Source organism: Vibrio crassostreae (genome assembly GCF_024347415.1).
GTDB classification, from domain to species: Bacteria; Pseudomonadota; Gammaproteobacteria; order Enterobacterales; family Vibrionaceae; genus Vibrio; species Vibrio crassostreae.
This window is the reverse complement of sequence record NZ_AP025477.1, coordinates 1,447,328-1,459,885: the sequence shown is the minus strand read 5'-3', so window position 1 is coordinate 1,459,885 and position 12,558 is coordinate 1,447,328. Positions and strand designations below refer to the sequence as shown.

General features: G+C 44.8%; 11 protein-coding genes. 6 read left to right on the top strand and 5 right to left on the bottom strand.

Annotated features, from left to right (window positions below):
* Nucleotides 1–5: 5 nt before the first annotated feature.
* Both OC193_RS22235 and OC193_RS22230 read right to left on the bottom strand, forming a co-directional pair.
* Nucleotides 6–1,016 carry a Gfo/Idh/MocA family protein gene (locus OC193_RS22235; RefSeq protein WP_048662495.1) on the bottom strand — a complete coding sequence of 337 codons (1,011 nt, stop codon included), beginning with the start codon at nt 1,014–1,016 and terminating at the stop codon, nt 6–8.
* A 114-nt stretch (nt 1,017–1,130) separates the two neighbouring features.
* Nucleotides 1,131–2,030 carry a homocysteine S-methyltransferase family protein gene (locus tag OC193_RS22230; RefSeq protein ID WP_048662494.1) on the bottom strand — a complete coding sequence of 300 codons (900 nt, stop codon included), beginning with the start codon at nt 2,028–2,030 and terminating at the stop codon, nt 1,131–1,133.
* A gap of 241 nt (nt 2,031–2,271) precedes the next feature.
* On the opposite strand from OC193_RS22230, the gene OC193_RS22225 reads away from it, so the two are divergent.
* The gene (locus OC193_RS22225; protein ID WP_048662493.1) at nt 2,272–2,973 is read left to right on the top strand and encodes a lipoate--protein ligase family protein; all 702 of its coding nucleotides are present in this window, start codon (nt 2,272–2,274) and stop codon (nt 2,971–2,973) included.
* 19 nt (nt 2,974–2,992) lie between these two features.
* On the opposite strand, the gene OC193_RS22220 is transcribed toward OC193_RS22225, so the two are convergent.
* Together OC193_RS22220 and OC193_RS22215 are read right to left on the bottom strand one after the other, a co-directional pair.
* A complete protein-coding gene (locus OC193_RS22220; protein WP_048662492.1) occupies nt 2,993–3,817 on the bottom strand; it encodes an SDR family NAD(P)-dependent oxidoreductase in 825 nt (274 codons plus the stop codon).
* Between the two features lie 615 nt (nt 3,818–4,432).
* Complete coding sequence (locus OC193_RS22215; RefSeq protein WP_048662491.1) at nt 4,433–6,505, bottom strand: alkyl/aryl-sulfatase; 2,073 nt, start codon at nt 6,503–6,505, stop codon at nt 4,433–4,435.
* Nucleotides 6,506–6,693: 188 nt separating this feature from the next.
* On the opposite strand from OC193_RS22215, the gene OC193_RS22210 reads away from it, so the two are divergent.
* Nucleotides 6,694–7,596 (top strand): LysR family transcriptional regulator, encoded by a 903-nt coding sequence (locus tag OC193_RS22210; protein ID WP_048660913.1) that lies wholly within the window; start codon nt 6,694–6,696, stop codon nt 7,594–7,596.
* On the opposite strand, the gene OC193_RS22205 is transcribed toward OC193_RS22210, so the two are convergent.
* A complete protein-coding gene (locus tag OC193_RS22205) occupies nt 7,593–8,471 on the bottom strand; it encodes a DMT family transporter (protein WP_080967429.1) in 879 nt (292 codons plus the stop codon). The genes OC193_RS22210 and OC193_RS22205 overlap by 4 nt on opposite strands.
* 230 nt (nt 8,472–8,701) lie before the next feature.
* On the opposite strand from OC193_RS22205, the gene OC193_RS22200 reads away from it, so the two are divergent.
* The 4 genes from OC193_RS22200 to OC193_RS22185 all read left to right on the top strand — a co-directional run bounded on the left by OC193_RS22200 (nt 8,702) and on the right by OC193_RS22185 (nt 12,385).
* On the top strand, nt 8,702–9,091 hold the full coding sequence (locus OC193_RS22200; protein ID WP_048660915.1) for a VOC family protein: 390 nt from the start codon (nt 8,702–8,704) through the stop codon (nt 9,089–9,091).
* 51 nt (nt 9,092–9,142) lie between these two features.
* Nucleotides 9,143–9,667, top strand: coding sequence for a hypothetical protein (locus OC193_RS22195; RefSeq protein WP_048660916.1), 525 nt, complete (start codon nt 9,143–9,145; stop codon nt 9,665–9,667).
* 169 nt (nt 9,668–9,836) lie between these two features.
* Nucleotides 9,837–11,276: a 6-phospho-beta-glucosidase gene (locus OC193_RS22190; RefSeq protein ID WP_048660917.1), complete on the top strand. Its 1,440-nt coding sequence runs from the start codon at nt 9,837–9,839 to the stop codon at nt 11,274–11,276.
* A gap of 110 nt (nt 11,277–11,386) precedes the next feature.
* Entirely contained in the window at nt 11,387–12,385 is a 999-nt protein-coding gene (locus tag OC193_RS22185) for a LacI family DNA-binding transcriptional regulator (RefSeq protein WP_048660918.1), read from the top strand.
* Nucleotides 12,386–12,558: the final 173 nt, after the last annotated feature.

Genomic DNA, 12,558 nt, shown 5'->3' with positions numbered 1-12,558 from the left:
TTTTCCTAACGACGAGGTTGAGTTAAATGTGGATAGCCAGAGTCAATGAGTGCTTGTTCCATGGTATCCAGTACCTGAGCACTTACATTTGAGCTTAGGATATCAGAGTACGTTTTTCCCTCTAGCACCAGCTGTGAGAAGTGTTCGATTTGATATTCGAACCCATTGCCTTGAATTGGGTGCTCGATGGTGAAGGTTTCATTCTGATATTCGACTTCAATGGAGGCCGGGTTCCACCATTTTTCTTGAATCGTGATGGTGATATCTGGTCCAGTTAATCGAGCTGAGCGGGGCAGGTTGTGCACTGTCGATGCTGATATGGTGGCGTTGATCTCGCCAGAAAACTGAAAGCATGAATCGGTATCGACATTTGAACCCTCATAAAGGCTCGACATCTCTACTTGAGGGCTGGAAGGTGTAACTCCGAGCGTGCGGCACAAATCGTAGAAAAACCACAGTCCGTAGACGCCAACATCGAGCGTTGCCCCGCCTGCTAAGTCCGGGTTGAAGATAAACAAATCAGGATCATAATCGTGATGGTTACCAAAGCTGGCTTCTATCGAATCAATCTTAATCTTGTTGTTGGCTAAGAATGACGTGAGCTCACGATAAGCAGGGAACACCACGGTCTTCATCGCTTCTAGCAACATCACACCGTTTTGTTCGGCAAGAGTTTTCATCTCTAGCCAATCACTGAGGTTGGTGAAAGCGGGCTTTTCTACCAGTACGTGTTTTTTATGACTTAGAAACAGTTCAGCTAAAGGCTTGTGATAAGGATGAACCGTGGCGATGTATACCGCTTCAACATCTGGATCTTGCGCCATGGCTTCATAAGATCCATAAGCCTTGTCGTAACCAAACGTGTTGGCAAACGTGGCTGCGCGTGTCTGGTCTCTCGCAGCAACGGCATACAATTCACCATGTAGACAGTGCTCTGTTACAGCGGTTGCAAATCGATTAGCGATATTGCCTAGCCCTGCGATGCCCCATTTAATTTTGCGTTGCGTGTCGCTCATCAGTTGCTCCAAATCGTTGTTTTGTATCAGTGTAATCAGAGACGCCACATACAAATAGAGAACAGATTTCTCAACCTGTTCTCTATTTAATTCTATTCTAGTTGAAGCTCCGTATCAGCTCTGTATGGAGCGTTTCCACTCGGCTAAGGCTTGAATGTGTTTTGGCCCAATACCACAGCAACCACCGACAATATTGGCACCCAATGCGTGCCAACGTTTTGCGTAAGCTAAGTAACCTTGGCCATCCAGCTCTCGCATCTCCTGAAACATGTCATTGGCTTCATGTTCACTGCTGATAGGTGCAAAGTTATTGGCGTAGACACCAATTTCCAAATCACTGCCTAACTCGTCGATCACTTTCTTAGCATCGATAATGGCTTGATCCATCACTTCAGGCACTGAGCAGTTAAACATAATGCCTGTCGCGTTAGATTGGCAGGCCAGTTTGATGGCATCTGTTACGCTCTCACCAGAACGAATGTTGGCAGAGTCGCCCTTGGTGTCTTCCAAGCTAAAAGCGTAGTAGCACGGCTTATCTGATTGCTTAAGTACCGCATGAATGGAGGTGAACTCTTGCAGGCTGCAGATAGTTTCCGCGATCCAAAGGTCGATGTTGGGATCTTGTGCATCGTAAAGGGTTTGAATGATTGGCGCCGCTTCTTCGACTTTGAACAAGTCCGGTCGGTAGCTGCCAAACGGTGGCGGAATCGCACCAGCAACTTTCACGGTGTGAGAAGTATTGTCAGCAACTGCTTTAGCCAGTTCGCCAGAAAGTGCGGCTAGTTCAAAGCCTCGTTGTTCAAAGAGCTCTTGACCCAAATGAAAAGGCACACAGGCGTAACTATTAGTGATCAGGATTTCAGCACCTGCATCGACAAAGTTTTGATGCGCTTGGCTAACAAAATCGGGTGCTTCAATCAGCGCTTGAGCACTCCAAAGTGGTTGAGAAAATGGCGCGCCAATTTCTTTGAGTTCTCGGCCCATGCCGCCATCAAGTATGGTTAGTGTTTTCATATTCAATACTATCTAAACAATTGCTGAAGTTCTGCCGCCACCATATCAGACAACCTTGTAAGACTGAAGCCATCAAAGTGGAAGTGGTTTAGCTAAATCAATGCATCTCAATAGCGAAAGGAAAAAAGGATGGAGAGGTAATCGGTGCTATGCTGCATTGGGTTTAAGATATATGTTTATCTCATCAACCATCCCAGAACGTTAAATACTAAGTCACCACAATCTGTTGAGGAAAAGTGCATTGAAGTTAACGAATAAACTCGTACGTTACCCGCACATTGATGTTGATCGTGCGTTTGAAAAAGAAGCTGAATTATTGCAGCAAATACAGGCTGGAGAGATTGGACAAGCCTTAATGCTATGGCAAGCAAAAACGCCAACACTCGTTTTGCCCGCAGGTAAAAAGTGGCGAGTGACGGTAGAATCTAGAAAGCAACTTGAGGCACAAGGCTGGCAGCTCACCTCGCGTAAAACAGGTGGTGCTCCCGTTCCTCAACTGCCGGGGATCATTAACCTATCGCACATTTATCATTGGCCTCGTGACGAAGCGTACAATATTCAAAAAGCGTATCTACATCTGTGCAATGTCTTAACCCTGTTTTTTAAAGAACTAGGTGTCGATGTGGATGTGCATGCAACTCCCGGTTCTTACTGTGATGGCGACTACAACCTCAATATCAACAAACAGAAAATAGTGGGCACTGCTCAGCGCGTTTTACTTAAACGAGGGGGCGGTCAAATAGTACTTTCACAAGCCTGTATCTTGTTAGATGTCGACTTAGAGAACATCGTTGCACCCGTAAATTTTTATAATCAAATTTGCGACAATCTGACCGTTGTAGATCCGCACGTTCATACTCCGTTGTCTGAGCATGTGACGCCCCTGCCCAACATAGACTCACTCTTTCAGCAGTTAAGCCAAGCCTTTATCAAGCATGCGTGATGCTATGTGTCTACCAGAATCAACTGGGTGCCATGCACAATTTCTCTTTTAGCAACCGGTCAAGCGTTTCCACTAATTTACGGTTTTTAGCGGGATTCAATGCATCGGCATGGGGATCTTTGAATAACCCAGAATCATTATCAAAATATTGACCGGAAGCGCTGGCAAACTCGTCACTGAGTGCCGCGCGACAAAGGATATCGGCTCCTATCGCCAGATCATTCCCGTCCACGCCATAAGCCTCTTTGACCAATTTGCTGCCAAGGAAAGAAGCAGGGTTCACCGGGATCACCGCAGGTCCATTATCTAATAGAGTGTTGGCCAATTCGATAGACCACATTGTCAGCGCGAGCTTACTTTGCGCGTAAACTGGGCCATCTAATTTGCCTGCGTTCGGACTGGTAAGCGCTTCTAAATCTACGGTTGATTGGGCTGCTGAAGATAGGTTGACGATACGACCTGTCGCATCAAAAAGAGGGAGCAGCTCCTGTGTCAGTAGATAAGGCGCAATGGTATTTACAACAAAACGTACATCAAGGTTGTCTGAGGTGGTGACTTCTGAAACTTTGTATACGCCAGCATTGTTGATCAGTATATCGAGCCGCTTGTGATTGTTTTTGATTTGGGTCGCAAGCACATCGACTTCAGAGAGCGTTGATAGATCTGCTATGTAGCTTTCTATGACTGCACTCTTAGACAGGCGAGACAAAGCGGTCACGACTTTACTCACCTTGGCTGGGTTTCGGCCATGAATTAGAAGGTGGTGTCCTTGTTGAGTCAGCGCCTTTGCTGTCTCAAAACCAATGCCATCTGTGGCTCCTGTGATCAGAATTATTTTTTGCATATCCCTTCCTTAAAACAGAATCCTAGCCACTTTTATAACAAAGTTTAACTGCGCAAAGTTTCTAGTAGTTCACAGGATCAACGCAAGAAGTGTACTCATAATTGATAAATTTGAAATAAACAGGTTATGTAGTCGGATTATGTAACGTAGATACACTTAATTGTGTTAAATTAGCCACTTATCCACTAATTTATGGCTTAACGATTGAGGGGGGAATTAACTATGACCCTACAAATGAGTTACCTTGAGCTGTAGAAAGTTTCCCTTGCGGGGAAATTTAATTGGTTGTTAGAGGATAAAAGAGGATTTGGTGACTTGGTTTGTCTGCGATAGACCGCTGTGAAGCGAAGCTGAAGAAATACTTATAAACCAATTTGTGCGTGTCGATACTTGAGAGTAAGTAAATGATTGGTTGCGCCAATTTGCAAGCATGTCTACAGATAAGTATTTCATTCCTTATTAAAGCCGCTACTTAGCGGCTTTTCTTTTCTAGGCGTACCTTGTTCACTTTGAATAACGAAATAAGCCTCAACCAATCGAATCGGTTGAGGCTTTATCGTTAATAGCCATCTTGCCTTTTTAGGCTTTGTTTGACGTTGTTATAGTTTTTATCGCTTAATGAGCGTGTACCGCTGAATCTTGGTATAGCTCTGCATCAACTTCTTCACCTTTGTTTGGACGCGGCACAATCTCAAATGAGGTGTCAGCTTCAGTCAGGGAAGACAACAGTTTGTTCAGAGATGATTTGTCACCTTTCACGCCTGCTTGTCCGTCTTCTAACAGTTTTCCAAGGCTTGTTTTCTTAAGCACGATATCAGACACGTCAGACTTATTGATGATCAGTGTCGTTTCAGCGTCTTGTAGCTCGCTTACTTGAATGTTATTCAGGTTACCGTTAGACATCTCAACGTAGTAGAACTCTTGCACATCTGGTAGCTGAATATTCAATGTAAATGGTGTTTCTTGTGCTTTTAGAGAATCCACTTTTACTGCTAAGTAATCGAGTAGGTTTTCAATCGTCATGTTCGCTAACACGTCCGGAGATGCCGTTTTTGGTGCGCCCGGCTGAGTGCCAATGCGAAGCTCTTGAGCGCCCGTTAGGTAGATGTTTCTCCAACCTGCACCTTCTGATTGATAACCCAATTGCTCGTAAGTATCTGCCAATAGGCCACGTGCAACTTTGTTATCTGGTTCTGCTTGAATCACCTTATTCAATGCGGTTGCAACGAAGCGGTATTCACCTTCTTGGAAATCTTGTTGCGCTTTTTCAATCACAGCATCGCTGCCGCCCATGTACTCAACAAACTTCACCGATTCTGGCTCGATTGGTAATGGGTTTAGGTTCGCCGGGTTCATATCGAAGTAACCAAGATACATGTTGTACACAGCGCGAGCGTTGTGAGAATAAGTACCGTGGTAGCCGTTTGTGTGCCAAGTCTGCTGAATGCTGTCTGGCATTACTTCGTAAATCGCATCACCGATGTCTTGCAGAACCACACCGTTATTCGCTAAGCGAAGCGTTTGGTTATGAGTAAAACCGTAAGCATCACGTTGCATTTTTAAGTAGTCAGAAATCTCTTCTTCACCCCAAACTGGAGCTGAGTGGGAGGCGAATAACACCTCAGTTTCTTCGCCCCATGTCACCAACATTTCGTTGATCTTCTTCGACCACTTCAAGCCATCACGTACTTTTGCACCACGCAGTGTGTACAGGTTGTGCATGCCTTGGTAAGTCAGTTCACCAGTCCAAAGTGCTTTCATACTCGGGATATAAGTCACCATCTCAGAGGCTGCTTCCGTCCCAGATGCATCCATGAATTGCATTTCTAGGCCATCAATAACCAGAGTTTCAATCTCTTCGTTATGGTTTAGCTCGTAGTCTGGCAGTACGTAAGTAATGCTACCTGTTGATAGACCTTTAGACAGCGCCGCATCTACAATACCGTGCTTGTGTCGGTTCAACGTTGCACCGTACTGATAAGCGGTACGACGAGACATTGCATTACCCGCCAATACGTTCTCATCTACGATTTCTTTAGTGATGTTTTTCGAACCGTACACTTTTACATCTGGGTATGCATCTTTGATTGCTCTCGCGCCACCAAAGTGGTCAGCGTGAGAGTGAGAGTAAACCATTGCAACGACTGGCAGTTCACCGCCATCAGGTACGTTTTTCTGGAAAAATTTAAGAGCTTTAGCTGCTGCTTCTTTGGTAAGAAGAACGTCGTAAGCAATCCAACCACTGTCACTACGAATGAAAGAGATAGACGCTAAATCCGCACCACGAACTTGGTATACTTTACCCGGAACAACTTCATATAAACCTTCAGCCGCTTGGTTTAATACCGCTTGGCGCCAAAGTGAAGGGTTTACCGAATCAGGTGCTTGGTCTGCGTTATTAACACTTGGATCGATGAAGTTAAAGCTGTTACGGATGATGTCGCCCGTCTCTTGATCAAAGCTAGCAATCAGTCCCTTGTTGTTATTCTCAAAAGCACGAGTGTCGGCAAAGTTAAGTGTTTTTGCGAACTCTTGGTTTGCTTTAGTGGTCATCTCGGTTGCGCTTTTGCCACCTTGGTCGCCAATTTCGCTGAAGTGTGCATGCTCATGATTGGCTGCAACCGCAGGGAATGCGAGAGAAATAGCTAGGAACAATGATGCATTTTTGAACGTGCGAGAAGTTTTCATAAGAGCCTCTTCATTTCAGAATTTTGTTTCGTTGAGGCGATTATAGGAATAAGACATATAGCAAAAAATAAAGTAAGCTTTATTTAACACATCACGAATGGTTATGTGTTGTATGCTTAAGAGTGACATTTTGAAGTCAAAAGCTCGTCGTAGGCTCGATGCGACCACACCTAACATGGAGAGTGATTGTGAGTGATGTTGAAAAGTTAGACCTGAATTTACTGAGCGTGTTTTTGGAAGTATACCGATTAAAGTCGATTACCTTAGCATCGGAATCACTGGGTATGACTCAGCCAGGAGTGAGTGGTGCATTGAAGCGACTCCAATCTCAGCTTGATACTGACCTGTTTATTCGTGAAGGTCGAGGGATCATTCCGACTAACGCTGCGGTGCAACTGGCAAGCCGAGTCGAACCCGCACTCGAGGGGATAACCAGCGCAGTCAGTACTTTAAAGCAATTCGATAACCAGCAGCATCATGTATTCAGACTTCTAGTGAATGAGATCGGTTTAACCAAGCTTCAGCCCCTTGTCGAGCAAGATGAAACGCTGGGAAATATCTCAATCGAATTCAATATGGTGCCAAGTAATGAAGAAGATCTTCTGCAGAGTTTGAGCATGCAACAAGCCGACTTGGCGATCGATATCCACTACCCACAAGTGAATGGTTATATGAACCAGCAAGTGATCGAAGATGAGCTCGTATTGATCGCCAAGAAAGGGCACCCAAGGATTGATGGTTCGGTAACGGAAGAGCAGTACTATCATGAGAAGCACATCACCTTCAGAATGCGTCGCTCTCGCCTTTATACCGCGGATTACTTTACAAAAAGCCCGATACAGCAACGAAAAGTCAGTTCCGAATGTGATTCATTGATGACGATGTGTGTGTTGGTCTCTGGTTCCGACTGTGTTGGTAGCACGTCTCGTGATTTTGCTAATCAGTTTGCGGAGCGATTCCAACTGCAAGTGCTCGACCAGCCTTTCGAGGTCTTGCCCATGAAGCAGTATATGATTTGGCATAAGAGAACCGATTTGAATCCTGCTCATCAGTGGTTGAGAAACAGGATTCAACAATACATGGCCGACTAACGAGCCGCTCTTGCTGCTCGTTTCTGTTTGGCGCCCTCTATCATCTTAGACGGCGTCATTCCGGTTACTAACATAGTGCCGGTGATAACAAGAATTGAACCAACCACTGTGTTGATACCAATCGCTTCATCTAAGAAAAGGTTGCCCCATAAGATGCCAAAAACAGGAATCAAGAAGGTGACGGATAGAGCCGAAGGCGCACCAAGTTCATTGATGAGGTTGAAATAAAGTAGGTACGCTAATCCAGTACAAACAGCGCCCAACAAGATGACCGACATGGTAATGGTGAGATTGGGTGCTTCTTGCATTGGCATGAAGAACACAAATGGTAATACGATTAATACAGCCGCCCACATGCTGCCATGAGCATTATTGAATGCCTCAACTTTAGGTGCTTGTTTGGTATAGTTTGACGCTATTCCGTAACTAAAGGCCGCCATCACCGCAGCAAAAATAGGAAGTATAGCTTCTTGGCCAATATTCATCGCATCCCAGCCGACTAACACGCCAACTCCTGTTACTCCAATCCCAAGTCCTAGTAGAACTCTCGCCTCGAGTGTTGTTTTTGTCCATATCGCACCAATGATTGCCGCCCATATTGGCGCGGTTGAGTTCAAGATAGCAAGTGTCGAGGCGTTCAGTGTCTGTGCGGCATAAGCGAAAAACAAAAAAGGAAGCGCTGTATTGAACAAGCCAAGAATGAAAAAGTGCTTCGCATGGGCATTAAAAGAAAGCTTCCTTTTCAGGTAAAAAGAAACCAAGAGTAGAGTGACGGCAGCGCACAGCACTCGAGCTTCAATCAACACCGCTGGGCCCAATGGATTCGCGGCAATTCTCATGAAAAGGAACGAGCCTCCCCATATTGCAGCTAGCATGATCAGTTTTAAAAAGCTCACAGTGTAAATCTCAGAATGTGTAAAAACCCGACTATGGATCAAAGCTATGTATTACACAAACTTAGATGTTAATACTGTGCAGCTAATTGTTGTTATTTTGATAATTCAACCGATCCTTAAATAGGAACATCTTTGATGAATTCTGTTCTGTTTATCCTTCCTTATTTGGCGAGTAATCTAGTGTCATACGTAAACATTAGGTGATAAAAATGAAGATCGAACATATCGCGATTTGGACCAAACAACTCGAAGTGCTGAAACGATTTTATGAAGACTATTTCGGCGCAACATCAAACTCAAAATATCACAACCCAACCAAAGGTTTCTCTTCATACTTCCTGTCTTTCGAAACTGGAAGTCGTTTAGAGATCATGGAAATGGATTCTGTGCCTGAATCGAAAGATGACATTTATGACCAGTTCACAGGCTTCATTCATATGGCGATTTCATTAGGCTCGGAACAAGCGGTTGATGAACTGACTCAGCGTTTGGTTGAAAACGGTTATGAGCGCTTAGACGGCCCAAGAAGAACAGGTGATGGCTATTATGAGAGTTGTGTGCTCGATCCTGATGGTAATCGCTTAGAACTTACCGTTTAATATAGAGACTTAATTGGGTTACTTATCTATTAACGGAACTGAGGTATTACAATGATGAAGCGTACTGTGACTTTCCTTTTTAGTCTTGGGCTTATGGGATGTACTACCTCAGAACCGGTCTATGAGCCAGAGACTGACTTTCAGCCTGAACCATTACAGCCAATAGGCTATCTCGGCTTTAAAGCTCACCAAGAGTGGGCCATTAAGTTCAATGACTGCACCGTTTATGATTTAACCGGCGCGCAGCCTTACCAATGGTTTGATCGCACTTCAGCCTCTATCAGTTGTTATACGTTTAAGCCAACCGATGCTATCGAGCCTCTGCTGGTTTACTCTAATGCTGATTTCAACAGCAATAAACTCACTCCAATTGACCGTTTTCAAGAGTTGCAGGTATCAGAATCAGGTTGGGGTAGCTTTCCTATCGTCTATGAGACAAGCGGCACTAATTGGCTGAAAGTCAAAGAGGGTTGGATTCACCTCACTTTAGCCGATCAAACGCTCGTACAGTTCTATCCTGGCACTCAAGACCAATCGGCTAAATCACAACACGACCAGTATTTTGAGCAGCATTGATCGTAACGCTGACTTTTGATTAGTCTGTAGTTCGATCAAAAAAGCTCTAAAAGGCATTGCTGAAACCGGTTTCAATCTGTATCATTTCTTTTATTGAAATCGGTTTCAGAGCTGCGATTGGCGTTCTAGTTCCGATCTTTTTCACGAATAACTTGTAGCGAGTAATGGTATGAACAACGAATTTCCGAACGATTTTTTATGGGGCGGTGCAGTAGCAGCGCATCAGTTAGAAGGCGGCTGGGATGCGAATGGTAAAGGTGTCAGTGTTGTTGATGTATTAACAGCGGGCGCTCATGGTGTACAACGTCGAATCACCGATGGCGTGATCGACGGCGAAAACTACCCAAACCAAGTTGCTGTGGATTTCTACCATCGCTACAAAGAAGACATTAAGTTATTTGCTGAGATGGGCTTTAAGTGCTTCCGCACCAGCATTGCGTGGACACGAATCTTCCCGAACGGCGATGAAGCTGAACCGTGTGAAGCGGGTTTGGCGTTTTACGATGACCTATTTGATGAGCTTCTGAAATACGATATTCAGCCAGTTGTGACACTGAGCCACTTTGAAATGCCTTACCATCTAGCCAAAGAATATGGTGGCTGGATGAACCGTAAAGTGATCGATTTCTTTGTTAAGTACTCAACCACAGTGATGGAGCGTTATCAGCACAAAGTGAAGTACTGGATGACGTTTAACGAGATTAATAACCAGATGAACACCTCGGCAGACATCTTCGGTTGGTTATGCTCTGGCGTGAAGTTCCCACAATGCGAAAAGCCACAAGAGGCTATGTATCAAGCGGTTCACCATCAGTTTGTTGCGAGTGCCTTGGTGGTTAAGAAAGGTCACGAGATCAACCCAGATCTTCAGATTGGTGCAATGTGTGCGATGGTGCCTTTCTATCCTCGTTCTTCAAAGCCAGAAGATATCATGGTGGCGCAGCAAGCGATGCGCGATCGTTACTTCTTCTCAGATGTGATGGTTCGCGGTCATTACCCAAGCTACGCAAAACGGGATTGGGCTATTAAAGGCTTCAATATCGAAATGCAGCCTGAAGATGAACGAATCTTGAAAGAGGGTAAAGCGGATTACCTTGGCTTTAGCTATTACATGTCAAATACCTTGGATTCTTCTTCGCATCAGTCGACTGAAGAAGCGATGGACGGCGGTCATGAAAACTCGGTAGAAAACCCGTTCATCAAGTCGAGCGATTGGGGCTGGCCGATTGATCCAACAGGTTTGCGTTACTGTTTGGCGTCTCTTTATGAGCGCTATGAAGTGCCACTGTTTATCGTTGAGAATGGTTTTGGCGCGGTTGATACCATCGAAGAAGATGGCAGTATCAATGATGACTACCGTATTGCTTACCTTGGCGACCATATCAAAGAGATGAAAAAAGCCGTAGTGGTCGATGGCGTTGACCTCATGGGTTATACCCCTTGGGGCTGTATCGATTTGGTGTCGTTCACCACAGGTGAGATGAAAAAGCGTTACGGTTTTATTTACGTAGACAAACACAACGACCAATCAGGCACACTTGAGCGTAAGCGCAAGAAGTCTTTTGAGTGGTACAAAGGCGTGATTGCATCTAACGGTGCCACTATTTAGAATGCCTCTTACTGCGTCGTTCTACGTAATATAAAGATACGCGCAATATGAACTAGCATTAAATTAGTCGGCTTATGTCGGCTAATTTTTTATATAAGGAAAAGAAGCAAATGGTCACAATGCTTGATGTCGCGAACCGCGCAGGGGTATCTAAGTCGACGGTTTCTCGTGTCTTAAACGGCAAGAATATTGTGCGCCCAGATGTGGTGAAAAAGGTATTTGATGCGATTCAAGAAACGGGTTATCGACCAAACTTGTTAGCTCAGCAATTGGCGACCAAGAAGACCAACTTTATCGGCTTTGTGATCACCAATGAGCTGTTCAACGGTCCTTACTTCTCTTCTTTGATGTACCACGCGGCTTCTTACAGTGAAAAATCGAATCACCAATTGGTGATCACCGATGGCAAACACAGTGCTGAAGACGAAAGAAAGGCGATCAATTTCCTGCTCGATATGAAATGCGCCGGCATCATCATTTATCCGCAATGTTTAACGGAAAGCGAGATCGCTCAGATCATCGAAAGCACGGATACATCGATTTTGGTACTCAACCGGAAAATGCCTTCGAAGCCTGAGCATGCTATCACTACCGATCATTATCAAAGTGCTTGTTTGATGGTTGAACACATCATCGAGCAGGGACATACAGAGATTGCGGTGATCCGTGGTAAAGCAGGGTCGTCGACCGATGAGCAACGTTATCAAGCCTATCAAGATGTGCTCACTAAGCATGGCATTGAGCTGAACGAGTCTAGTGTGGTTCAAGGCGATTGGACGATGGAGAGTGGTTACCGTGCCGCGCAAGCTTTAGTGGAAAGCAAGGCAAGCTTCACTGCGATTCTGTCGGAAAACGATGACATGGCGATTGGCGCGATTAAGGCGTTAACGGAGCTAGGGTATTCATTACCTCAAGATATCTCTATCGTCGGTTTTGATAACAGCAAAGTGGGTGAGTTTTTAACACCAAGCTTAACCTCTGTCAGCGTACCGCTGGAGCAGATGACGCAAAAAGCGATTCTGCAAATCGTTGGAGACTGGGAACAAGCAGGTGCCATCAACACCACCGGCAGCCTTGTAATTCGGGATTCAGTTGCTCAGCGTACCTAAACGAAAAACACATCAATTTCATACTGGCCTTTGCTAAATAACAAAAGCTTTTTTATTGGTGTCATATATGTGTTTCGTTTGTTGTACATCAATTTTAATGGGTCGTTCACTACAAATCGTGACAGGAAGCGCATCTCCGTAAGACTCTTAAAACCGCTCTTATTGTGAGAGGG